General features: G+C 69.0%; 18 protein-coding genes and 1 riboswitch. Of the genes, 3 read left to right on the top strand and 15 right to left on the bottom strand.

Annotated features, from left to right (window positions below; translation table 11 throughout):
- Positions 1 to 83: 83 nt before the first annotated feature.
- Genes ACLJRM_RS32630 through ACLJRM_RS32620 form a run of 3 tightly spaced genes read right to left on the bottom strand, consistent with a single transcriptional unit; the run spans position 84 to position 5,299 of the window.
- Complete coding sequence (locus ACLJRM_RS32630) at positions 84 to 1,124, bottom strand: LLM class F420-dependent oxidoreductase (RefSeq protein WP_101609376.1); 1,041 nt, start codon at positions 1,122 to 1,124, stop codon at positions 84 to 86.
- A gap of 32 nt (positions 1,125 to 1,156) precedes the next feature.
- The gene (locus tag ACLJRM_RS32625; RefSeq protein ID WP_410665238.1) at positions 1,157 to 1,945 is read right to left on the bottom strand and encodes a class I SAM-dependent methyltransferase; all 789 of its coding nucleotides are present in this window, start codon (positions 1,943 to 1,945) and stop codon (positions 1,157 to 1,159) included.
- 39 nt (positions 1,946 to 1,984) lie between these two features.
- Positions 1,985 to 5,299 carry a DUF885 domain-containing protein gene (locus tag ACLJRM_RS32620; RefSeq protein WP_410665237.1) on the bottom strand — a complete coding sequence of 1,105 codons (3,315 nt, stop codon included), beginning with the start codon at positions 5,297 to 5,299 and terminating at the stop codon, positions 1,985 to 1,987.
- A 133-nt stretch (positions 5,300 to 5,432) separates the two neighbouring features.
- Between ACLJRM_RS32620 and ACLJRM_RS32615 the strand changes: the two genes are divergently transcribed.
- Entirely contained in the window at positions 5,433 to 6,410 is a 978-nt protein-coding gene (locus ACLJRM_RS32615; protein WP_101613374.1) for an AsnC family protein, read from the top strand.
- Positions 6,411 to 6,415: 5 nt separating this feature from the next.
- On the opposite strand, the gene ACLJRM_RS32610 is transcribed toward ACLJRM_RS32615, so the two are convergent.
- The 10 genes from ACLJRM_RS32610 to ACLJRM_RS32565 all read right to left on the bottom strand — a co-directional run bounded on the left by ACLJRM_RS32610 (position 6,416) and on the right by ACLJRM_RS32565 (position 18,926).
- On the bottom strand, positions 6,416 to 7,342 hold the full coding sequence (locus ACLJRM_RS32610; protein ID WP_101609379.1) for an RluA family pseudouridine synthase: 927 nt from the start codon (positions 7,340 to 7,342) through the stop codon (positions 6,416 to 6,418).
- Positions 7,339 to 7,902: a signal peptidase II gene (gene lspA / locus ACLJRM_RS32605; RefSeq protein ID WP_101609380.1), complete on the bottom strand. Its 564-nt coding sequence runs from the start codon at positions 7,900 to 7,902 to the stop codon at positions 7,339 to 7,341. Before lspA ends, ACLJRM_RS32610 begins: the two co-directional genes overlap by 4 nt.
- Before the next feature lie 24 nt (positions 7,903 to 7,926).
- Entirely contained in the window at positions 7,927 to 8,511 is a 585-nt protein-coding gene (locus ACLJRM_RS32600) for a hypothetical protein (protein ID WP_101609381.1), read from the bottom strand.
- 19 nt (positions 8,512 to 8,530) lie between these two features.
- Positions 8,531 to 9,907, bottom strand: a complete 1,377-nt coding sequence (locus ACLJRM_RS32595; protein WP_410665236.1) for an aminotransferase class V-fold PLP-dependent enzyme — start codon at positions 9,905 to 9,907, stop codon at positions 8,531 to 8,533.
- Positions 9,908 to 9,939: 32 nt separating this feature from the next.
- Positions 9,940 to 10,054, bottom strand: a riboswitch (SAM riboswitch).
- Between the two features lie 163 nt (positions 10,055 to 10,217).
- The gene (locus ACLJRM_RS32590; RefSeq protein WP_101609383.1) at positions 10,218 to 10,895 is read right to left on the bottom strand and encodes a M23 family metallopeptidase; all 678 of its coding nucleotides are present in this window, start codon (positions 10,893 to 10,895) and stop codon (positions 10,218 to 10,220) included.
- Between the two features lie 142 nt (positions 10,896 to 11,037).
- The gene (locus ACLJRM_RS32585; RefSeq protein ID WP_101609384.1) at positions 11,038 to 12,516 is read right to left on the bottom strand and encodes a potassium/proton antiporter; all 1,479 of its coding nucleotides are present in this window, start codon (positions 12,514 to 12,516) and stop codon (positions 11,038 to 11,040) included.
- Between the two features lie 111 nt (positions 12,517 to 12,627).
- Positions 12,628 to 13,311, bottom strand: a complete 684-nt coding sequence (locus ACLJRM_RS32580; RefSeq protein ID WP_410665235.1) for an ArsR/SmtB family transcription factor — start codon at positions 13,309 to 13,311, stop codon at positions 12,628 to 12,630.
- 43 nt (positions 13,312 to 13,354) lie between these two features.
- Positions 13,355 to 14,959, bottom strand: a complete 1,605-nt coding sequence (locus tag ACLJRM_RS32575) for a penicillin-binding transpeptidase domain-containing protein (RefSeq protein ID WP_410665234.1) — start codon at positions 14,957 to 14,959, stop codon at positions 13,355 to 13,357.
- Positions 14,960 to 15,163: 204 nt separating this feature from the next.
- Positions 15,164 to 18,334 (bottom strand): isoleucine--tRNA ligase, encoded by a 3,171-nt coding sequence (ileS, locus tag ACLJRM_RS32570; RefSeq protein ID WP_410665233.1) that lies wholly within the window; start codon positions 18,332 to 18,334, stop codon positions 15,164 to 15,166.
- A 403-nt stretch (positions 18,335 to 18,737) separates the two neighbouring features.
- Positions 18,738 to 18,926 (bottom strand): Imm21 family immunity protein, encoded by a 189-nt coding sequence (locus ACLJRM_RS32565; protein WP_410665232.1) that lies wholly within the window; start codon positions 18,924 to 18,926, stop codon positions 18,738 to 18,740.
- 9 nt (positions 18,927 to 18,935) lie between these two features.
- Between ACLJRM_RS32565 and ACLJRM_RS32560 the strand changes: the two genes are divergently transcribed.
- Positions 18,936 to 19,478, top strand: coding sequence for a hypothetical protein (locus ACLJRM_RS32560; protein WP_410665231.1), 543 nt, complete (start codon positions 18,936 to 18,938; stop codon positions 19,476 to 19,478).
- 458 nt (positions 19,479 to 19,936) lie between these two features.
- Here the strand turns inward: ACLJRM_RS32560 and ACLJRM_RS32555 are convergent, their stop codons facing one another.
- The gene (locus ACLJRM_RS32555) at positions 19,937 to 21,019 is read right to left on the bottom strand and encodes a DUF222 domain-containing protein (protein ID WP_410665230.1); all 1,083 of its coding nucleotides are present in this window, start codon (positions 21,017 to 21,019) and stop codon (positions 19,937 to 19,939) included.
- A 449-nt stretch (positions 21,020 to 21,468) separates the two neighbouring features.
- Between ACLJRM_RS32555 and ACLJRM_RS32550 the strand changes: the two genes are divergently transcribed.
- The gene (locus tag ACLJRM_RS32550) at positions 21,469 to 23,286 is read left to right on the top strand and encodes an FUSC family protein (RefSeq protein WP_410665229.1); all 1,818 of its coding nucleotides are present in this window, start codon (positions 21,469 to 21,471) and stop codon (positions 23,284 to 23,286) included.
- On the opposite strand, the gene ACLJRM_RS32545 is transcribed toward ACLJRM_RS32550, so the two are convergent.
- Positions 23,283 to 23,870, bottom strand: a complete 588-nt coding sequence (locus tag ACLJRM_RS32545; protein WP_410665228.1) for a hypothetical protein — start codon at positions 23,868 to 23,870, stop codon at positions 23,283 to 23,285. The genes ACLJRM_RS32550 and ACLJRM_RS32545 overlap by 4 nt on opposite strands.
- Positions 23,871 to 23,875 lie beyond the last annotated feature (5 nt).

Raw genomic sequence — 23,875 nt, 5'->3', positions numbered from 1 at the left:
TTTTTTGACCACGATGGGGGTACACCGGCGCAGGTCAAGTATACCGTATCGATACAGGTGAGAGGTTCGACTCCTTCGCGCGGCTAACCAATGAGTTCGCGAAGCTTCGAAACCTGGGCGACGCGGGCCTCGCGGCCGGGCAGCAACGGGTTGACCACCAGCGTGGTCGCGCCCGCCTCGCGGAAGGCGGCCAGCCGCTCCTTGACGTAGCCCTCGGGCCCGATCAGCGAGATCGCCCTGATCAGTTCCGTCGGCACGGCCGCGGCGGCTTCCTCCTTCTTGCCGTCCAGGTAGAGGTCCTGGATGAGCTTGGCTTCGGCTTCATAGCCGTAGCGCTGCGCGAGGCTGTTGTAGAAGTTCTTACCCCGCGCGCCCATTCCGCCGATGTACAGCGCCAGCATGCCGCGCAGGTGGTCCAGCAGCCCTTCGACGTCGTCGCCGATCGCCAGCGCGGTGCCGACGAAGGTGTCCAGCTCACCCAGCGACGGGTCGCGCTTCGCCTTGCCCTCCGCGAGCGACGCGCCCCAGACGTCGGCGGCCTTCTCCGGGTGGAAGAAGATCGGCTCCCAGCCCTCGGCGAGTTCGGCGGTGAGCGCGACGTTCTTCGGGCCGATCGAGGCCAGCAGGATCGGGATCCGCGAACGCACCGGGTGGTTGATCAGCTTCAGCGGCTTGCCGAGGCCCGTGCCCTGCTCCGGCGGCAGCGGGATGTTGTAGTGCGTGCCGGAGTGCACGACCTTCTCCCGCCGCCACACCTGACGGCAGATGTCGATGATCTCGCGGGTCCTGCCGAGCGGCGCGTCGTACTTCACGCCGTGGAAACCCTCGATCACCTGCGGACCGGACGCGCCGATGCCGAGGGTGAACCGGCCGTCGGAGACGAAGTCGAGTCCGGCGGCGGTCATCGCGGTCAGCGTCGGCGTCCGCGTGTAGATCTGGAAGATGCCGGAGGCGATCTGGACCCGCTCGGTCTTCGCCGCGACGTAGCCGAGCTGGCTGACCGCGTCGAACGAGTAGGCCTCGGGGACGAAGACGATGTCCAGCCCGGCCTTCTCCAGCTCGACGATGTCCGCCACGCTCTCGGCGAAGCCACCGGCGTAGCTGATCGCGGTTCCGATCCTCATCCGTATCTCCTCACAAGTTACTGAGCGTTCGCTTAGCGATAGTATGCCCGGTGCAGGGTCGCCGCGAACTCCAGAACGATGCCACCATCTTCGTGCATTCGCCGGGCTCCCTCCAGGAACCGGCGGCGGAACTCCACACCGCGCTCGGACGGCAGCGCCGAGATCATCTCGGCCAGCCCCCGCGGCATCATCCAGTCCAACAGGTCGTCCGGACCAGCCAGTGGTTTGGGCAGTTCGACGGTTTCCCTCGTCAGGTCTTCGAACCCGGCCTCGACGAGCAGCGCGTCGAGCTGGTCGAACGTCATCGGGCCGGGCTGCGCGGCCTTCGGCTCGGCGGCGCCGCCGGGAGCGAAGAACTCCAGGCTCAGATCCTGGAACCACGCCAGGCGGCCGACGGACTGCCGTTCCAAGGACAGCGCGACCGTGCCGCCCGGCGTCAGCACCCGCCGGAATTCGGTGAGCGCGGCGAGCGGGTCGTCGAGGACCTGCATCACGAAACCGGCGGTGACCAGGTCGAACGACCCGTCCGCGAACCCAGTCCGGTAGAGGTCACCCTCGCTCGCGGAGATCTCCGGGTGTTCTTCGGCCAGCCGTCGCATCATCAACGGTGACGCGTCGATCGCGGTGACGGCGCAGCCCTTGGCCAGCGCCGCCCTCGCGACCGCCCCTCGCCCGGCCCCGACGTCGAGCAGCCGGGTGCCGGGCGCGGGATCCGCGAAAGCGACGAGGTCCCTCCCCACATCGGCGACGTAGAAGAAGATGTCCTCGTAGCGGTCCACGAGCTGGTCGTACTTGGCCTTCGCCTGGGCTGCGGTCACCATCGGGCGAGGGTATTTACGCTTCCCAGCGCCGAGATACCGCTATTTGTGTGCGGCCACCCACTCCTTCACCACGTTGTCCAGCACTCGCAGCGGCAGGATCCCGTTGCTCAGCACGACCTCGTGGAAGCCCTTGATGTCGAACCGGTCCCCGAGCGCGGCCTCGGCCTCGGCCCGGATCCGCTCGATCTCCAGCCGTCCCACCATGTACGACAGCGCCTGCCCCGGATACGCGGCGTACCGGTCGATCTCGGCCTCGATCTCCACGCGCGCCATCGGCGTGTTCTCGACCAGATAGTCCACCGCCCGCTGACGGCTCCAGCCGAGCGCGTGCATCCCGGTGTCGACGACCAGGCGGCCGGCCCGCATCGAGTCCTGCGTGAGCATGCCGAACCGGGTCAGCTCGCTGGAGTACAGGCCCATCTCGTCGGCGAGCCGCTCCGAGTAGAGACCCCAGCCTTCGACGTAGGCGTTGACGTCGGCGTGGCTCCGCAGCATCGGCAGCCCCTTGAGGTGGTGCGCGATGCAGATCTGGAAATGGTGCCCCGGAACGGCTTCGTGGAACGCGATCGCCTCGCTGGTGTGCTTGGGCCGCTGATCCGCTTCGTGGGTGTTCGCGTAGTACGTGCCCGGACGGGAACCGTCGAGCGCGGCCTCCAGGTAGTACGCGAGCGTGCCGCCCGGCGCCTCCGCGGGCGGCACCGGCTCCACCTGGCACTTTTCCTCGGGAATGGTCGAGAACCACTGGGGGGCGACGGCTTCGGCACGGGCGATGGCGTCACGCGCGGCGTCGAGCAGTTCGTCGCCGTCGCGCCAGCGCAGGGCCGGGTCGGTACGGAGCCGCTCGAAGATCTCGCCGAGATCCTTGGTGTCGAAGATCTTCTCGCCCAGCTCGCGATACTGGTCAGTCAGTTTCGCGATCATGTCGAGACCGGTGTCGTGCAGGTCCTGCGCGGTGCGTTCGGTGGAGGTGTGCGCCCGGATCAGCGCGGCGTACTTCTCCTGCCCGCCCGGCAGCGCGCACAGTCCCGGCTCCTCCTCGGGCTTCGCGAGGGGACGCAGTTCGCCGTCGAGGAAGTCGCGGTACCGCCGGTACGCGGGCCGGACCACCTCGGCGAGCAACCGGTCGCGCTCGGTTTCGTAACCCTCCACGGAAACGGACGCGGTGAGTGCCAGCGGGTCACCCGCCTCGTCACCGAGATACCGCTCCACGTAAGCGACACCGCTCTCGACGAGGAAGCCGGGCGGCACCAGCCCTTCGGCCGCCGCCGCGCGCTGGCGCACGATCAACGCGTCCAAATAGGACCCGAGTCCTTCCAGCCGTTCGAGATAACCCCGGACCCGTTCCTCGTCGGTCAGCGCCAGCATCGCGAGTTCGTTGAGGACCGACAACGCGGGCGAGGCCAGCCCGTCGCTGACCGAGATGTCCGCGGAGCGGGAGTCGGCGAGGTCGATCATCGCCTTCGCCTGCTGGATCACGACCTCGAGGGTGACCGCCTCGGTCGCGGAAAGTCCTTCGACGGCGAGGGCTTCGGCCCGCTCGGCGATGGCGGCCGCCGACGCGCGCTGGGCCGCCACGGCCTCGGTGCTCGGGTCGGGCAGTGAACCGTCGTGACCGGGCAGCCCGAGCAGGGACCGCCACAGCGGGTACTCCTCGAACTTGAGCTCCATCAGCTCGCCGGCGAGGCTGTTCGGGGTGTCGCCGTGACCGGCGACCCAGTCGCGGACCACGCCGTCCAGCACCGAAAGCGGCAGTGAGCCGCCGCCGAGCACGACGTCGTGGAAGGCCTTGATGTCGAACCGGCCGCCCAGCGTCAGCTCGGCTTCCTCGCGGATGCGCTGGATCTCCAGCCGCCCCACCATGTACGACAGCGCCTGACCGGGGAAGGCGATGTAACGGTCCACTTCGGACTCGATCTCGACCAGCGCCATCGGCGTGTTCTCGGTGAGGAAGTCGATGGCCTGGCGGCGGCTCCAGCCCAGCGCGTGCAGGCCGGTGTCGACGACCAGGCGCCCGGCGCGCATCGAATCCATGGTCAGCATGCCGAGCTTCGCGACGTCGTCGGAGTACAGGCCCATCTCGTCGGCGAGGCGCTCGGTGTAGAGGCCCCAGCCCTCGGCGTACGCGTTGAAGTCTCCGATGCGGCGCAGCAACGGGAGTTCGGAGAGTCCCTGCGCGAGACTCAGCTGGAAGTGGTGCCCGGGAATGGCCTCGTGGAACGCCGTCGCCTCGGCCGCGTGCCGGAACCGCTCCTCGGCCTTGTGGGTGTTGGCGAAGTAGATGCCCGGCCGGGAGCCGTCGATCGCGGGCCACATGTAGTACGCGGCGGGCGCGCCGGGCGCCGATTCGGCGGGGACCGCCTCGACCTTCCACGGCTGCGGCGGGATCCGGCCGAACCACTTCGGCGCCTCGGCCTCGGCCCTGGTGATGGCCGCGCGGGCGGAATCGAGCATCTCGTCGGCGTTGGACCAGCGCAGCGCCGGGTCGGTGCGGAGCTTGCTGAAGATCTCCGCGAGGTCGGTGGTGCCGAAGACGCTGGAGCCGTACTCGCGGTACTCGGCGGCGAGGTTCGCGATCACGTCGAGCCCGGTCTGGTGCAGCTCACGCGGGGTGCGGACGGTCGTGGTGTGCAGTTCGGCGAGCAGGGCGTAGATGCGCTCGCCGTCGGGCAGCCAGCAGACGCCGGGCTTGTCCTCGGGGCGGCCGTGCGGCGCGATCTCCTTCGCGAGCACCTCGCGGTACTCCGCGATCGCGGGCCGGACGACGTCGCGCAGCAGGTCGGCGCGCCGGGTCTCGAAGTCGTCGTCGGGCGCGGGCTGGCGCAGCAGCGGGTCGGCCGACGGGTCGGCGAGGTGCCGGTCGAGGTACGCGACGGTGGATTCGACGAGGTACGCGACCGGGACCAGGCCGCGGGCGACGCCGTCGCGATGCCGCTGAGCGGCCTGCCGGAGGAATTCGGGGATCGCGGCGATCCGCCCGAGGTGGGCCTCCGCCTGCGCGCCCGTGCCGACCGACATCATCGGCAGCACGGTCAGCACCTCGGCGGCGGGCGAGATGAACAGGTCGCTGATGGTGAACTCGACGAACCGTGAGTCCAGCAGCGCGATCTTCGCCCGCGCCGACGCGATCAGGACGTCCCGGGTGGTCTTCTCCTCCGCGCTCAAGCCGTCGGTGCCGAGCGCTTCGGCCCGCTCGGCGAGGCCGGCGAGCTTCGCGCGGAAGACGTCTCCCGCGGCCTCGCTGAGATCGGTGAGCCCGGTCGATTCCGGACGAAAGCCCTGCAAAGCGGGCGTGACCGGCTCGGCGTCGAAGAGGACTTCGACGAACTCGTCGGCGAGGGCGGAGACTTCGCTCATGTTTCTTCCCCAGGGGTCGGTGGAGGCGGTATCCCCGACCCTAATGGAGACCACGACCTACCGAAGCCGGGTTTTGCGGCACGCGGGCGGGCACTCCCGCGGCGCCGGGGGCGAGGCGGTAGCGTTCCCGGACGTGGCCGTGACCGATCCCGTGGATATCCGTCTGCTCGCCGCCCTCGCGGACCTGGGCAAGGCGGCCGTACACGAACTCGCGGCCAAGGTGGGGATGGATCCGCGCGAGGTCGCGTACCGGCTCGTCGCCCTCTCCGGCAGCGGGTTGCCGCTGCTCGTCGGCGTGGAAAGCGACCCGAACGGGCTACGCGCCGCCATCGCGAGCTCGCCGCCTTCCTGGGCACAGCAGCAGCCTCAGCAGCGTCCGCCCGCGCAGGGATCCGGACCGCACAACGTCCAGGGCACCCCCTCGGGTCCGTACAACGTCCAGGGGACGCCGTCGGGGCCGTACAACGTGCACGGAACGCCGTCGGGCCGCTACCCCGGCCCGCCGTCGGCTCCGGTCCGTCAGCCGATGGCACCGCCCCAGCAGCAGCGGCCGCCCGCCCCTCAGCAGCAGTTCGCCGCTCCCCCGATGGCGCCCGCCGACCCGGTGATGAGCACCTGGGGCGTCCCGCAGACGGCGTCGTGGGCCCGCGGCGACGAGCAGCAGCCCGCGCCGCGGCAGGTCCCGGAGGGCAAGAAGGGCAAGACCGGCGACGTCATGGAGACCCAGGGCCTGGAGGGCGAGCAGCTCACCGTCCAGCTGCTCGAAGTCCAGGATCCGGCGGACTACCTGTTCAGCGCGGCGGGCTACTCCCTGGAAGCCGGGGAACGGTCGGTCGTGGTGCACACCGAGATCACCAACCGCGGGAACATCCCGTTCGTCTCGCTGCCGGACAACTACCTCGAACTGCTCAGCGCGGACGGCAAGCCGATCACGAAGGCGCCGGTGTCCCTGACCTCGCGGCCGCCGCACAAGATCGGCGTCCGGCCCGGCGAGACCCTCGGCGGCCACACCGTCTACGTGCTGCCGGACGCCACCCGCGTGGTCGCCGTGCGCTGGTCACCGAGGCCGGAGCCCGACGAGCGCACGCTGACCTGGTCGATCGACGACTAGCCCGGCTAGTTCTCGTCCTGCAGGATCCGCAGCGCGTTGGCCAGGTCGTCCGGGTACTCCGACTCGAACTCGACCCAGCGCCCGTCGGACGGGTGAGCGAAGCCGAGCGTCTTCGCGTGCAGCCACTGCCGGGAAAGCCCGAGTTTGCGCGCGAGCACCGGGTCTGCGCCGTAGGTCAGGTCACCGACGCACGGGTGCTTGAGGGCCGAGAAGTGCACGCGGATCTGGTGCGTGCGGCCGGTCTCCAGCTTGATCTGGGCCAGCGACGCGGCACGGAATGCCTCGACGACCTCGTAGTGCGTGACGCTGGGCCGTCCGCCCTGGACGACGGCGAACTTGTAGTCGTGCCGGGGGTGCCGGTCGATCGGCGCGTCGATGGTGCCGCGCGTCGGATCCGGGTGGCCCTGGACGATGGCGTGGTAGCCCTTGTCGACGGTGCGTTCCTTGAACGCCCGCTTGAGCACGGTGTACGCGTGCTCGCTCTTGGCCACGACCATCACGCCGGTGGTACCCGCGTCCAGCCGGTGCACGACGCCCTGGCGTTCGGCCGCGCCCGACGTCGCGATCCGCAGCCCGGCGGCGGCGAGACCGGCGACGACGGTCGGCCCGTTCCAGCCGGGGCTCGGGTGCACGGCGACACCGACCGGCTTCGAGATCACCACGATGTCGTCGTCGTCGTGCAGGATCTTCATCCCGTCGACGTGTTCCGCGACGACCTCGATGGGCGAGGCCGGATCGGGCAGCGTCACCTCGAGCAGCCCGCCCGCGGCCAGCCTGTCCGACTTCCCGGCGGGCCTGCCGTCGAGCAGGATCTCGCCGGATTCGGCGAGTTCCGCCACGACCGTGCGGGAAAGTCCCAGTAGTTTCGCCAGCCCCGCGTCGACGCGCATGCCGTCGAGCCCGTCGGGAACGGGCAACATCCGCGCGCTCATGCGCTCGCCGCCTTCTTCTTGTCCTTTGTAGACGATCCGTCGTAGTCCTTGCCCAGCAAGGAAAGAATCACGATGAGCACCCCGCCGACGCAGATCGCGGAGTCGGCGACGTTGAAGATCGCCCAGCCCTGCCCGTTCGGCGCGAACGCGGAGATCATGTCGACGACGTGTCCTTGCAGCGGGCCGGGGGCCCGGAAGATCCGGTCGGTCAGGTTGCCGAGCGCGCCCGCCAGCACCAGGCCGAGGCCGATCGCCCAGCCGACCGAGCGCAGCCGCCGGGCCAGCCAGACGATGGCGACCACGACCGCCACCGCGACCAGCGCGAGCACCCAGGTGAGCCCGGTCGCCATCGAGAAGGCGGCACCGGGGTTGCGCACCAGCTGGAAGTACACCAGCCCGCCGAGGAACTCGACCGGCTGCTTGCCCTCCAGCGTGGACACCGCGATCTGCTTGGTGAGGAGGTCGATCCCCCACAGCACCGCGGCGACGGCGAACACCACGGCGACGCGCTTCTTGGGCAGCGGCGGCGCCGGTGGCGCGGTTTCGGGCTCTGTACTCACGCCCCCATTGTCCACGGAGCGTGCTCAGGTCTCCTCGGCGGCTGTCTTCGGCCTGCTCAGCAGGGCCGCGAACGCCCCGGCGAGCGCGACCAGCGACGACAGCACCAGCGCGAGCTGTCCCTGGGCGAGCACGACGGCGCAGAGCACGAACGCGGCGGCGGCGACCAGCACCAGCACGCTGCGGTCCAGCCAGGCGAGCAGGACCAGGCCCAGCGTCACCAGGATCGCGCTCCGCGCGTCGCCGTCCATGTCGAGTTCCCAGTAGCCGACCAGATCCGCCAGCACGATGGCGACCAGCCCGCCGAGAGCGATCGCGAGGACCTTCCACCACGGCAGGCGCCTCGACCGGAAGGCATAGAAGAGCACGGTGCCGAGGTAGACCGCGAACACGGCGAACAGCCAGTCGTCCATCCGGCTCCTGCCGACGACCGAAACGGCGGACACGGCTTCACGGCTCATCTCCACGCTGTGGACGGAACCGAACAGGCCACCGTTCCCGTAGGCCGTGTAGTCGACCGGACTCGTGCCGACGGACAAGGCCACCACCGTCAGCTGGGCGAAACCCAGCAACGCCAGCGGAAACCAGTAACGCGGTCGCTCGCTCCCCATGCGAGGGGAGAGTAGTGGGTCAGGCGCAGAACGGGGGAAGCTCCCGCGGGTCGTTCTCCGGCACCCAGCGGCCTTCCGGCTTCTCGTACTGCCAGCGGGCGCCGCGGGCGACGATCTGGCGCAGCGCCAGGACGAGCCGGTCCACGTGCTCGGCGGTGCTGCCGAGGCCGAGGCTGACCCGGACGGCCTGCTGGCCGGTCGAACCGGCGGCGGAGATGAGTCGTTTGGTCGCGATGTGCGCGCAGAACGCACCGTCCCGCACGCCGATGCCGTACTCCGCGGACAAAACCGCGGCGAGCCAGCCCGGGTCGAAGCCGTCGACGACGAAGCTCAGCGTGCCGACGCGGTCGACGGGCGCGTCGAACAGCCGCAGCTCGGCGAAACCGGGGACACCGGCGAGACCACGGCGCAGCCGTGCCAGCAACTCGTCCTCGTGGGCGACGATCGCGTCCCAGTTCCCGGCCAGCGTCTCGCAGGCGACACCGAGCGCGTAGACGCCGACGGTGTTGGGGGAACCGGCTTCGTGCCGCTCGGCTCCGGCGTTCCAGACCACGCCGAAGTCTTCGGAGTCGCGGGTGACGAGTTTCGTCGCGCCGCCACCGGCGAGGTACGGCTGGGCGGCGCGCAGCCAGTCGGCGCGGCCAATCAGCGCACCGGCACCGAAGGGCGCGTACAGCTTGTGCCCCGAGATCGCGATGTAGTCGACGTCCAGTTTGCGCAGGGAGATCTTGCGGTGCGGCGCGAGTTGCGCGGCGTCGAGCGCGATCCGGGCGCCGTGCCGCCGCGCGACGGCGGAGATCTCCTTGACCGGCAACAGTTCCCCGGTCACGTTGGACGCGCCGGTGATGACGACCAGCCGCGGGCCCTGAGGGCAGTCCGCGAGCGCTTCGTCCACAGCGGACACCGCGGCGAGGCGGGTGCGCGGGGTCTGGATCCGGCGGACGTTCGGGCCCTTCCACGGCAGCAGCGCGGCGTGGTGCTCGGTGTCGAACACGACGACCGACGTGTGCTTCGGCAGGCTGCGCGCGAGAAGGTTGAAGGAATCGGTGGTGTTGCGGGTGAACACGACGGTGTCGGTCGACCGCGCGTCGACGAAGTCCCGCAGGATTCCGCGCGTCCGCTCGTAAAGCTTGGTGGAGACCTGCGAAGCGAACCCGGCGCCGCGGTGGACGCTGGCGTACCAGGGAAGGAACTCGTCGACGGCGTCGCGCACCTTGTCCAGGCAGGGAGCGCTCGCCGCGTGGTCGAGGTTGGCGTACCCGATGTCGCCGCCGGTGACCAGCGGGACCCGCAGATCGGCACACGCCACGGCCGGGATTTCGCGGGTGGCAACGGTTTCCGCGACAGTGGCGGAGGGGGTGGCGGGGGTGCTGGTGCGTTCGAGAGCGAGAGTCATCGTCATCCTCCGGGCCTGGGGACCCGACGAGGATCCCGCGCTTGCCCGCCGCACCACGCGACGAGCCAGGTCCTCACCCGGGGCACCCCACCGCGGAAGGAGGGTTGCCGGTCAGCTAGCCGGGGCTTGACGCTGACACTCGTGACCTACGAACGAAGTTAGCGGATGCACCCGCGATCGAGCCACCCCTCGTCCGGATGTTGAGACGCCGGTCACGCCTTCCGCGACCGAGGAGAACCCCCGCGTTTCGTCCTCCGGTTGCGGTACTTGCACGCGCAACTACCGCATCCAGAGGACTGATCGCGGGAGGTCAGACGCGGAATCGGCCGGGCAGGGGGATGGTCGCGCGGGACGAGACCTCGGTGGCCGTACCCGAGTACTGATCGGTGCCCGCGGCGAACTGCCAGCCGCCGAAGGTCTTGCCGTCGACCGCTTCGCCGTAGGCCTCGGCGACCTTGGTCGAGACCTCGTCGTAGGACATGCCGTTCCAGTTGCCCGCTCCGACGCCGAAGTCGCGCGAGTCACCGCCCTTGGCGACGGCGGGCAGGGTCCACAGGGTGAAGTGCACGTGGGCGCCGGTGCTGCTGCCGCCGCAGGGCAGCGCGTTGCCGGTCCGGCCGAGGGCGTCGCCCGGGACGACCCGCTGGCCGTCGGTGACCGAAATGCCCTCCATGTGGTAGTACCCGGTCCGCCAGCCGCCGTCGTGGTCGACGGTCACCCAGTCGCCGCCGTCGCAGTGCTGGATCCGGACCGTCCCCGCGAGCGGGGCGCGAACGGTCTTGTCCCCCGGACTGAAGTCGATGGCGTTCTTCACGCCGGAGGTCCCGTTGTCCGAGTGAATCCCCGCCGAATAGACCGCCTGACCGGTGTCGAACGGCAAGCCGAACGCCGGGAACGCGCCCGCGGCCGCGGCCGGCGTCGAGAGAACCACCCCGACGAGGACGGCGGCGGCCCCCAGACCGGCGAACCGCACAGGAAGTTTCGTCACCTTGCGTACTCCTTACCCCGTGACACTCACCCATTCGATGGAGTGGATTGCGGGGAAAGTAATCCAAAAGGAGTACAAAAGGGAACAACTCGTAGTGAATTTTCTGAGATCAACCGACGAAAGGCTGGTGCGATCTCGTGACCTATTGGCCGGATTCGCCCTTCCACCTGGCGAGGCGTCCGGCACGGTCGACGGCCCGGAGGCGTCGTTCGGCCGCGTCACGGGCGTCGGACGTGGTCACGACGAGTAACTGATCGCGTTCCTGGAGCCGGGTGTCCTTGTTGGGCGTGAAGCCGATGCCGTCGCGCACGAGCAGGCTGATCGTCGCCCCGATCGGCAACCGCAGCTCCGCCAGGTAGACGCCGTGCATCTTCGACCCGGGATTGATCCGGACCTGCAACAGGTCGGCGCCCATCTCGTCGAGCGGCGCGGAGTCGACGTCGATCTCGTGCGCTTGGGCGTGCTGGGTCAGCCCGAGCACTCTCGCGAGCGGGCTCAGCGTCGCACCCTGGAGCAGGGTCAGCACGATGACCAGCACGAACACGGCGTCGACCAGCTCCTGCGCACCGGGCACCCCGGACGACAGCGGGATCAGCGCGAGCACGATCGGGACGGCCCCGCGCAACCCGGCCCAGGACAGGAACACCTGTTCTCGCCAAGGGATCTTGAACGGCAGCGCGGACAGCACCACCGACAGCGGACGGGCGAGCAGCAGCACCACGGCGCCCGCGACGAGCCCCTGGATCAGGCTCTCGAAGATCCTGCTCGGCGAGGCGAACAGGCCCAGCAGGACGAACAGCCCGATCTGCGCGAGCCAGCCGAGCCCCTCCGCGAAGGACAGCGTGTCGGACCGGTGCGGCAGCTTCGAGTTCCCCAGCACCAGGGCCGCGACATAGGTGGCGAGCAGGCCGGAGGCGTGCGCCAGCTGCCCGCTCGAGTACGCCACGACACAGACGGCGACCGTGGCCAGCGGATACAGGCCGGTCGCCGGCAGCGCGGCCCGTCGCAGCGCGTGCGCGCCGATCCAGCCGAAGGCCAGGCCGATGACCAGCCCGGCGGCGAGTTCGTAGACCACCAGCAGCGGCAGCGACCAGTCGATGGTCGTGCCCTCGGCCAGCACGACGACGGCGATGTACGCCGGGGCGTCGTTGATGCCCGACTCGATCTCCAGCGCGCCGACGAGCCGCTTCCCGACCCCCGCCGATCTCAGCACCGAGAACACCGCGGCGGCGTCGGTCGAGGCGAGCACCGCGCCCCACAGCAACGCCATCCGCCAGTCGAGGCCCAGCAGCCAGTGCAGGGCGGCGCCGGTGACCGCGATACTCACCGCGACGGCCACTGTGGACAGTGCGATTCCGATGCCCAGCGAGGGTTTCACGGCCGTCCACCGGGTGGTGAGACCACCTTCGGACAGGATCATCACCAGCGCGGCGAGGCCGAGCGACTGGGTGAGCTCGGGATTGTCGTACTGGATGCCGAACCCGGCTTCGCCGAGCAGCACCCCCATGCCCAGGTAGAGCAGTAGCGAGGGCAGACCGACCCGGATCGACACGCGGACGGCGATCACGGCGACGAGCAGGACGGCACCACCGGTACCGAGAATGAGCGGGAGCTGCTCCATGTCGCCTCCCGTCCGGTCGCCGTGAGGGCTCCAGAATAGTGAGGCGGTGGTCGTCACTCGTTCGTGTACCGGTCGAAAACCGTCCGGATAGCCTGTGTTACAGACTGTCCTTTACGGACTCCGCAGGGCCACCAGGTCCACCCCGAGTTCCGCGAACGGTTTCTCCGCCGCGGGCAGGACTTTCACCGCGCGGTTGCCCTCACGGGACAACCAGCCGGCGCTCACTCCGTGAGACAGTAACGCCGCGGGGACCCGGCCCGCCAAATGATCACGGCGCACTGTCCAATCGAGACAGTCACGCAGCATCGGACGGCGACTTTCGGCGATCTCCACCCCGAGGGCGCCGAGCACCTCGCGTCCGCGAGCGGTCAACGTCAGGCCGTCGGCCTCGTCGATCAGCCCGGCGGTGAGCATCCCGTCCCGCAGCGCGACCCCGACCGTCCCGGCGAGGTGGTCGTAGCAGGTCCTGGCGAATTCGAGCCGCTTCACCCGGACCGACGAGCGCAACCCCTTCACCGGGCGATGCTCGGCGTGCTGCGCCAGATGCTCGATCAGCTCCGCCACCCGGGGGTCGGCGATCCGGACGTAGCTGTGCCGCCCCTGTTTGACCCGCACGACGAAGCCTGCCTCGGTCAGCTTCGTCACGTGTTCGCTCGCCGTCGACGCGGCCACTTCGGCCACTCCGGCCAGCTCGGTCACCGTCCAGGCACGTCCGTCGAGCAGCGCGAGGCACATCGACGCGCGGCTCGGATCGGCGAGCACGGCCGCGACCTCGGCCAAGGCGATCGTTTCCATGAGTTCACCGTAGAAGACGCACGGTTCGGCGAGGGCCGAAACGTCAGCCCACCAGGAACTTCGCCGCCAGCCGGACCGCGGGCCCGGAATCGTTGGAGCCCTCGAGCATGACGGCGAACGCGACGTCGCCGCGATACCCGACGAACCAGCCGTTGGCGTCGGCACCCGAGCCGAACTGCGCCGTCCCGGTCTTGCCGAAGACGGCGCCGCTGCCCTTCAGCGCCTTCGCGGTCCCCGTCGTGCAGACCTCGCGCATCATCGCCCGGACCTGGTTCAGCACCCCGGCGGGCGGGGCCTGGTAGCCGGTGTTGACCTTGGTCTCGAGCCCCTGCCACAGCTTCGGCACCACCGGCTTCCCCGTGGCGACGGTGGCGGCCATGAGCGCCGCGCCCAGCGGGCTGACCTGCACCCTTCCCTGCCCGATCCCGGCCTCGACCTGCTCGTCGCCGCCCGCCGACGGCTCCACCTTGCCGGTCTCGGTCGCCAGTCCCGGGATCTCGAAGTCGGCGTTGAGGCCGTACTGGCTCGCGGCCTTCGCGAGGCCGTCCGCGGGCAGTTGCCCGGCGAGCCGCCCGAAGGTCGTGTTGCACGAGGCGGCGAAGGCCGTCTTCAGCGAGACGGTCCCCAGGTCGAACCCGTTTTCGTTCTTGAGCGTGCGGGTCCCGATCTGCTCACTGCCCGGGCAGGCCACCGGCGAGTCGGCGGAGATCCCGCCCTTCTGCAGCGCCGCGGTCGCCGTGGCGATCTTGAAGGCCGAACCCGGCGAATAGAGGCCGTTGAGCGCCTTCGGCTGGTTCCCGGCCGCGCCGTTCTGCGCGACGGCCAGCAGTTCGCCCGAAGTCTTCATCGCGACGATGATCGCCGGCCCCTGGAAGCCGTCGACGGCCTTCTGCGCGGCGCTCTGGGAAGCCACGCTCAAGGTCGAAGCCAGCGGTTTGTCACTCTCGCCCGCCTGCCCGAACAGCGTTTCGACCGGCTTGCCGGAGGCATCGACCCGCGACACGGTGACGGTGGCGGGCGTCCCGGAGCCGCCGTTCTGCTCGGACGCGACCTTCGACAGCGCCCCTTGCAGGATCGGCGCGACACCCGCCGCGTCACCGCCGACGAGGGCTTTGCCGTCCCTGTCGGCCACGACCGGCTTCGCCGAAACGGGAGCCACGGAAAGCTGCTGACCGGCTTCGAGCTTCGGGTGGATCACCGACATCGCCCAGCGGACGACCCATTTCCCCGAGTTGCGGACCAGCTCCAGCTTGCCTTCGTACTTCCAGACGCTGTTGCCCGTGAACGTCCACGAAGCGTGGAAGGTGGCCGACGTCGTGGTCGCGTCCCCCGGCGTCGTCGGAACCTCGCCCAGGGACGTCTTGACCGGCGCCCCGCTGAGCGCGGCGCGCGCCGCGGACAGGGCCGCCGTGCCCGCCGCCGGATCGTCGACCGGCGCACCGGTCAGGTCACCGGTGTCGAACTGCCGCAGGAACCGGGCGGCGACCTGGGCGGGGCTTTGGCTCGCGCTCTCGGTCGGCTCCCCGGGTCCGCCGGTGGCGGCGGGCGCCGGATCCTCCTTGACCAGCAGCACCACCGCGGCCACCACGATGGCGACGACCGCCAGCGCGGCGCCGATCAGGATCCCTCTTTTCCGGGCAGGACTCATGGACTCGCTCTCCCCCAGTACGGCGCGTACTTCGCGCGCCCCGGGCCAGCCTGCCGATTTCCCCCGCGCGAGGCGGCGCGGCGGCGAGAAAGCGACGGTTCCGAATCCTTTTCGTGATCCCGGTGATCGGGACCTCCCCGGACGCAATGAAGGGGACTTTCATTGCAAATTTTGCAATGAAAGTCCCCTTCATTTCACTCGCGGTCAGGCTTTGGCGACCGCCACGGTCACCTTGGTGCCCTCCCCGACCGTTCCGGCCGAGCCGTCGGCGACGGCGCCGTAGGCCACCGAAGTCGCCAAGGTCTCCGAAGCGATGAACTCTTCGTGCGTCTTCGCGGCCGTGACCACGTCCTCCGGCGCGTCGACCGTCAGCGCGATCCGGTCGGCGACGTCGAGACCGGCGTCGCGGCGGGCCTGCTGGACGACCCGGACCAGGTCGCGGGCCAGGCCCTCGGCCGCCAGTTCGTCGGTGACCTCGGTGTCGATCAGCACCAGCCCCGCCCCGCCGGGCAGTTCCGCGGCCGCGCCGCCGCCCTTGGCGACCAGGCGCCGGTCGTACTCGCCCTCGACGAGCTCGATCCCGGCGGCCACGACGGCGCCGCTCTCCGACGTCGTCCACTCGCCGGCCTTGACGGCCTTGATCACCGTCTGGACGTCCTTGCCCAGCCGCGGCCCGGCCGCGCGCGCGTTGACCGCGACCTCGAAACCGCCGTGCGCCGCGACGTCCGCGGTCAGCTCGACCGACTTGACGTTGACCTCGTCGCGCAGGATGTCGGTGAACTCGCGCAGCGAGCCGGCCTCGTGCGCGGCGACCACCAGCTTGGCCAGCGGCAGCCGCACCCGCAGCTTGTTCGCCTTGCGCAGCGAAAGCGCCGAGGACGCCACCTGCCGCACGCGGTCCATCGCCGTCACCAGCGCCGCGTCGGCGGGCAGGTCGAGCGAGTTCGGCCAGTCGGCCAGGTGCACCGAACGGCCGCCGGTCAGGCCGCGCCAGACGACCTCGGTGGTCAGCGGCAGCAGCGGCGCCACCACCCGGGACGTCACCTCCAGCACGGTGTGCAGGGTGTCGATCGCGTCCTGCTCGCCCGCCCAGAACCGGTCACGCGAGCGACGCACGTACCAGTTCGTCAGCACCTCGAGGAAATCGCGGACGGTCGAGCAGGCACCGGCGACGTCGTAGGTGTCGAGCGCGTGCTCGACGTCGGTCACCAGTTCGTGCGTCTTCGCCAGCACGTACCGGTCGAGGACGTGCTTCGAATCGGTGCGCCACTGCCCTTCGACACCCTCGGCGTTCGCGTAGAGCGCGAGGAAGTAGTACGAGTTCCACAGCGGCAGCACCGCCTGGCGGACGGCGTCGCGGATGCCCTTGTCGGTGACGACCAGGTTCCCGCCGCGCAGGATCGGGCTCGCCATCAGGTACCAGCGCATCGCGTCGGAACCGTCGCGGTCGAAGACCTCGTTGACGTCCGGGTAGTTGCGCAGCGACTTGGACATCTTCTGGCCGTCCGAGCCGAGCACGATGCCGTGCGAGATGCAGGTCCGGAACGCGGGCCTGTCGAACAACGCGGTCGCCAGCACGTGCAGCAGGTAGAACCAGCCGCGGGTCTGCCCGATGTACTCGACGATGAAGTCGCCCGGGTAGTGGTGCTCGAACCACTCGGTGTTCTCGAACGGATAGTGCACCTGGGCGTACGGCATCGAACCCGAGTCGAACCAGACGTCGAACACGTCCTCGATCCGGCGCATGGTGGACTTCCCGGTCGGGTCGTCCGGGTTCGGCCGGGTCAGCTCGTCGATGAAGGGCCGGTGCAGGTTGTCCAGCCGCACACCGAAGTCGCGCTCGAGCTCTTCGAGCGAGCCGTAGACGTCCGTACGCGGGTACGCCGGGTCGTCCGACTGCCACACCGGGATCGGCGTGCCCCAGTACCGGTTGCGGGAGACCGACCAGTCGCGGGCGTTCTCCAGCCACTTGCCGAACTGGCCGTCCTTGACGTTCTCCGGGTACCAGGTGATCTGCTGGTTCAGCTCGATCATCCGGTCCTTGAACTCGGTCACCGCGACGAACCACGACGAGACGGCTCGGTAGATCAGCGGGTTCCGGCAGCGCCAGCAGTGCGGGTACGGGTGCTCGTAGGTCTCGTGGCGCAGCAGGACCGCGCCCTGACGGCCGGCGGAACCGGTGCCGTTCTTGAGATCCTTGATGATGTTCGGGTTGGCGTCGAACACCTGCTGGCCCGCGTAGTCCCCGACGGTCGCGTCGAACTTGCCCTGCGCGTCGACCGGCGTGACCGGCACGATCCCGACGGCGTCGGTGACGGCCTTGTCCTCTTCACCGTAGGCGGGCGCGATGTGGACGATCCCGGTGCCGTCTTCGGTGGTGACGTAGTCCGCGGACAGCACGCGGTGCGCGTTCTCGTGTCCGGCGAAGTACGGGAACGGCGGGGCGTAACGGGTTCCGAGCAGCTCGGTGCCCGTGTAGTGCCCGACGACAACCGGCTCCTCGCCGAGCTCACGGGCGTACGAGGCGACGCGCGCTTCGGCGAGCAGGAACCGCTTGCCCTCCTGCGCCTCGGATTCCACGACGACGTACCGGACGTCGGGGTGCACCGCGGTCGCGAGGTTGGACGGCAGCGTCCACGGGGTCGTCGTCCAGATCAGCAGGTAGGTGCCGTCGAGCTCGTTGTCGTTGCCCTCCAAGCGGAAACCGACCGTGACGGCCGGGTCCTGACGGCTGGCGTAGACGTCGTCGTCCATCCGCAGCTCGTGATTGGACAGCGGCGTCTCGTCGCGCCAGCAGTAGGGCAGGACGCGGTAGCCCTCGTAGACCAGGCCCTTGTCCCACAGCTGTTTGAACGCCCAGATGACCGATTCCATGTACTTGACATCGAGCGTCTTGTAGTCGTTGTCGAAGTCGACCCAGCGGGCCTGGCGGGTGACGTAGTCCTGCCATTCGCCGGTGTAGCGCAACACGGACTCGCGGCACGCGTCGTTGAAGACGTCGATGCCCATGGCGTCGATCTCGGCCTTCTCGGTGATCCCGAGCTGGCGCATCGCCTCGAGTTCGGCGGGCAGGCCGTGGGTGTCCCAGCCGAAACGGCGCTCGACGCGCTTGCCCTTCATGGTCTGGTAGCGCGGCACCAGGTCCTTCACGTATCCCGTGAGCAGGTGACCGTAGTGCGGGAGACCGTTCGCGAACGGCGGGCCGTCGTAGAAGACGTACTCGTTCGAGCCGTTGACGCCGGGGTCGCGGGCGTCGATCGAGGCCTGGAAGGTCCGATCGGATTCCCAGTACGCGAGGACGCGCTTTTCCGACTCGGGGAACGAAGGCTGCGACGGGACGCCGGTCTCGCCGTCCACCTGTGCCTTGGGATACATCTTCGGTGCTCCTCGCGGTTCGTCTCACTCGTACGGGCTTTCACCCACACGGGGACGAGACGGCCGTTTCCGGCGCGTTCCGCGGTACCACCCCGCTTGCCCTTCCGGTGGTGTTCCGGCTGGGCCGCTCATTCGACGGCTGTGACGGGCCGTACCCGTCCGGTTCTACTGGGGGCGCGAGCCCTGTTCTTCCGGAGGCTCCCCGGTGATAGCCGGATCGGTGCCAGTTGACTCAAGGGTAGCGCGCGGGGGCAACCGGGTTGTCCGGGGTGGTGGCTCAGCCCTCTTCGACAGCTTCTTCGACGGATTCTTCGACAAGCTGGACCAGACCGACCCAGGCCGAATCACCACTCGTGCGGACCGCGCGGATGGCGAAACGCCCCCTTTCGACCTCGACGCGAGCCTACTCCGGGAGATAGCAGGTGGTCGCGGGTTCGTCGCCGATGATCGGCCCCTGCACTCCGCCTTCGCCGATCGAGACAGCGCCGGCGAGCGCGTTCACCGCACACGCACGGTCGTAATCGTCTTCGCCTCCTTCCAGGATTGGGGGCCGACAGTTTTCCGGCTGAGATTCGGCAGGGTCAGTGGGCATACTTCCGCCATGACGCGGAACGACTTCACAGCGCTACGCGGCGAGCGCATCGAGGCGTGGGCCGGAGTGGAGATGGCGCTGCGCGAGGACGTGACGGGAACCGGCCCGCACTTCGCGGACCCGGACGTCCCTTGCCTTCAGCTGTACAGCCTCCAGGCTTGGCTTGACGACGGCGGCGCGGTGGATATCGGCACCTATCAGGACAACGAAGGGTTCGGCCTCTGCAGCCGGTCGTCGACCAGATCCCACGACGACGGACGTTGGGGCGGGCTCTATCGCTGGAGGTCCTTTCCCGAGCTACCGGTCGGCTTGGTCGAGCATGTGGCCGTTTTCCATGAGGAGGACATCCTGGCCGAGGCACACTTTCGGATCGGGACTCAGCCACTGGTACTGCTCGCGGGCGAACTGGAAGAAACTCACGGCGGCGGCCTGATCTTCCAACGGCTCGACGAATCCGTCCTTGCCTTCACTGATCCCGGCGCGGTTGATCATTCCCCGTGGAACACGGCGCGCCGGATCCGCCAAGTGGTTTGCGAAACCCCGGACGTGTAGGTCGTTATACAGCGGGGTCGGCCTATGTCCTGAGGTGCATGGTGTTGCGTCGGGGTTCTCCGGTGGGGTCGAGGTAGGCGGGGGCGGTGAATTCCGGCAGGCCATCCTGAGCGATGGCCACTTTCCCTTGGCCGTGGTGGATCAACCGGTGGTGAGTCGGCGGCGGGAACTTCCCCCGCCGCCGCTCTCAGAACCGTGCGTGACACTCTCGCGTCACACGGCTCCCGTTGTCGAACCTGCCGGGAGTGCTCCGTGTCGCCAATGTACGAACATGCCCCGGTATTGGCTGGCGATCTGGGCGATGCGCTTCCGGGCTTTCGCTGGCCACCGGTGCAGGTGTTTGAACTTCCGCATGGCCCACCGGACCAGATGGGGATTGATCCGGTCGGCGAACGATGCCGAAGGACCTACCTTCATCTCCGATACAGCATTGCTTTCAAGCGACTCTGGCTTCTACATCAGAACCTCTCAATCGCATTCGAGACACACGGTGCTTCGTGCACAGCAGAACCAGGTTGTCGATCTTTGTTTCGCCGTGGTGTCGCCAGAAACAATATGGTGAGCCGTGCAACGGGGCACGGGCATGTCGCAGCCGGGGAACGCGCAGCCACCGTCGCGGATGGTGAGCGCGTACTTCTGGGCCAGTGACACGGTGCGTTTCGACCGGCCGATATCCAAGGGTTCGCCACCAGATCCAGATGAGCCTCACCCAAGTCATTGGTCAGGTCCTCGTAGGACATGGTGATGAGGATGTGCGTGGCCTCGCCAGCCTGGCCGGGAAGGTTCCGGCTGGTGGTCTTGAGCCGGACGTAGTCGGTGAAGGCATCGCCGTAGCGTTCGTCCTGGGTGCGGGAGTCCCGGACTCCGTCTGTGGCTTTATGGGGTTTGGCCATCGGGTCCAGGTCGGACTTCAACCGTGCGTAGGTCTCCAGGTCGAGCGTGCCCTTCAAACCCAGCGCGCCGTTGCGGTGTTTGACGAACCGCAACTCCGGACGCGTGTCCTTCGGGTTCTCGTCGCGGGGTTCTTTCCCATCGGGATCCAGCTCGTCCGGCAACCGCCGACCGGCCTGGTTGATCTGACGGGGCCTGGAGTATCGGGCGAGGTCGACCAGGATCTTCGCTCCGCCCCGCACGCCCTCTTCTGGGTTGTAGGACGGGATCCTCGCGAAGGTGCGGATGATCGCGTCGATCTGCGAGCCACCGATAGCGCCATCTTCGGCGGCCTCGGCGGTCAAGGGAGCCAGCGGTGGCACTCGGTCACCGCCCACCGCCACCCCGGCATGCAAGGCGAGAACCCGGTCGGCGCGGTCATCGGCTTCCTTGCCGGTGACGTGGAAGTCCTCGAAAATCATCGCCGACAACGTGGAATGACCCGAACATCCTCGAACCCCGCGGATATTGATTTCCGCGAGGATCGCGTTCTGCTCGGCGTCCAGTTGGCGTTTGAGGACTTCGAGTTCTTGCTTGCAGGCACGCAATGTGGCCGTGTCGACGCGCCACCACTCGGCAGGTGTCGTCCGGAGTCTGTCATCGCTGGCCACGGCATTAACAATACTCGCAGTCGAACACCTGTGCTATCACACGTTTATGTGACACGGCAGGATCGAGAGAAGATCGCGAAGAGCTCTTAACGGCGCGAAGGTCGCTAAGAGCTCGAGGAGACAATGGGCCGGGGTGGTTATCGAGGGTAGGGCAAACGTGTCCCTGCCGGGTGGCGTGTCCGTGAAGGCCCCGCTCAGCCGAGGAAACCAGGGCTTCAGCACAGAGAGGCGTAACCACGCCACGCTTGCCTTCCCCTCAATAGAAGAACAAGGACAAAGGCGTCCGGTCGCCGGTGGGGTGATGGCGCCCTTCGCCTCTCCTGATGCAGCGAAGGGCCCCTTCGGCCCCTGGCCGTGAGTGGCGAGCATGGCCACCACTCACCCCAACCTCGAGTTGCCGTCCCGCCCATCGCCTCTAGGTTGACGGGTATGTCGATCAGCGAGGCCCGATGAAAGGGCCCGGACTCCTCGTCGTCGTACTGGTGGTCCTCGGCGGTGTCAGCGGGCTCGGGTTCCTGCTGGGGCTGGGCAACGCGGCCATCCTGGCGGCCCTCACCGCGCTCTTCTGTCTCATCGCGGCGGTCGGCGGGCCGCTCTGGGCGGATCTGCGGCTGCTGGCGTGGTTCGCGCCCGCGATGGTCCTCGCGGTCGGTGTGCCACGGCTGCTGGGGGCGGTGTCGCAGTGGGCCGCGATCGGCCTGCTGGTGGTGATCGTGGTGTTCGCCGGGTTGCTGCCCGCGCTCGGGGCGCGGTTCGTCACGGTCGGGCTGGGGCTCGGGATGGCGTCGCTGTTCGGGTACGGCTTCCAGTTGACGGGGACGGCGTCGGCGGGGCAGGTGCTCGGCGCGCCCGCGCTCGCGGTGGGGGTCGTACTTCTGTTGCGGGTGCTGATGGGCGCGAGGGATCCGGCCAAGCCGACCCGGGAAGCGCTGGCCGACGCGCTCGCGGCGGGCACTTCCGAAACGCAGGAGCGGGCGGCGAGGCTCTGGCTCGCGGACCGTCCTCGGCGCTGGACGGCCGGGGTGCTCGGCGGCATGTTCCGGTACCGGGCGGCGACGGGGTTGCTCGAGATCCGCGGGAAACGGTTGGACAACCCGGAAATCGGTGAAACCCTCGACGCCGCCAGGGAAGAAGCCACCAGGCTCGCCGACGCGGTGCGCTCGGCGCGGGCACCGGAAGACGTCGAGCCGGTGCGGCGCAAGGAACCCGCCGAGTTGCCCGGTGCCACGGCGAGGCTCGTCACCGCGCTCTGGGACTCTCTCGAAACCGTCCGGGCGGCGGCGACCGAGCGCGACGAGTCGCGTGTGGACGTTCCGAAGGGACTTCGGAAGGAGCTGCGCCGAATCGAGCTGAGCGGCGCGTTTTCCTGGCAGTCACCGCAGTTCCGGCACGCGATCCGCTGTGGGCTCGGGGTGGCGCTGGCGCTCGTCGTCGCGAGTTTCCGGCCCGGTGACCCGCTCACCGTGTCCTTCCTGCTCGGCACTTTCGCCATCATGCAACCGGAATGGCGTGACAGCCTCAGCAAGGCCTGGCAGCGCATCGGCGGATCCCTCGGCGGGGCCGTCGTGCTCACCCTCGTCCTTTGGCTTCTGCCGCAAGGGTTTCTGCTGCCGATCGGGCTCGTCGCACTACTCGGCGGATTCTCCGTCATGCGGACGCGCCCGGCGGTGTTCAACGGTTGCATGGTGCTGATGTCGGTCGGCATGAACGCGACGACCAGGCATCTCGACCCGCGTTACGTGCTCGTCGAGTACCTGCTCTTGATGGTCCTCGCCGGCGCCATCGCCCTGCTCTTCGGATTCGCCGCGATCCCCGGTGTGCCGAAACCCGGTCCGGCGGAACGCTTCGGGACCGCGGTCGGCGCCACCCGCGCCCTGCTCGGCTCGGTCGGGCGGAAACTGCGCGGCGAGGACGTCGACCCGCGGACGCTCGGTCGCGAGTTCCGCGCCGCCGCCATCGCGCATCACGGCTTGCTCGCCGCGGAGCCGGGCACCAAGGAACCCGCGCCGGGGCAACGGGACGCGTTGGAGAACGCGGCCGAGGCCTTGCGCGGCCTGTCCGTCACGGCGTCGTCGCTCTTGCTGCGTCCCGGAACGGCCGGAGCCGCGGACGCCGTCGAAGAGGCGGCACGGACACTCGGGACCGAAGAAGCGGCCGAAATCCCTGTGCCGCGGGATGCCGACGAAGAACAACGGCTGGTGCTCGACACGATCGCCGCCGACGTGGTCTCGGTCGGCGAGGCGGCTCAGACGCTCAAAAGCGCCTAGCTGTCCGCTTTGGTCTTGTCGCGGTGCTGCCCGGCGATCTCGGCGTCGGGCGCGCACAGCGCGCACGGGGTGAACCCGAGCTGGCGCGCCTCGCCGATACCGAGCGGGATCGTGTCCCGGGTTTCGAGCCACGCGCAGGTCGTCACGTGATAGCGCGGGTATTCGTCCACGACGACGACCTCGATTTCGAGGTCCGAGACGATCGCCACATCCGCGGGATCACTCTTCTCCTCGCCGGGGTCGCCGTTGCGCTGAGGCTCCGGAGCTTCGTCCGTGTCGCTCAGCTCACCGGCGGTGGGCATCAGGACGGTCTGCTCGGCGTCCTCGGGCTTTTCTTCTTCGTCCGGCTCGCTCTTTTCGGCTGACGCCGAATCGTCGGCCTCTTCCGAGTCTTCCGGTTCTTCGGACTCGGCGGGGGCGGCGGCCCGCTTCTTCCGGCGGCGCAGCCAGTCGAAGACGAGCAGCAACCCTGCGACGACGGAGAGGCCGATGGAGATCCAAGCCCACAGGGAGTTCGCGGTGATGAGCGCCGCGACGAGCAGCCCCAGAGCCGCCAGTACCAGTACTAGGACGATGTAGAGCACGGTGA

The organism is Amycolatopsis sp. lyj-84 (assembly GCF_046549075.1).
GTDB lineage: Bacteria > Actinomycetota > Actinomycetes > Mycobacteriales > Pseudonocardiaceae > Amycolatopsis.
The sequence above is the reverse complement of the archived record's forward strand: the minus strand, read 5'-3'. Positions and strand labels throughout refer to the sequence as shown.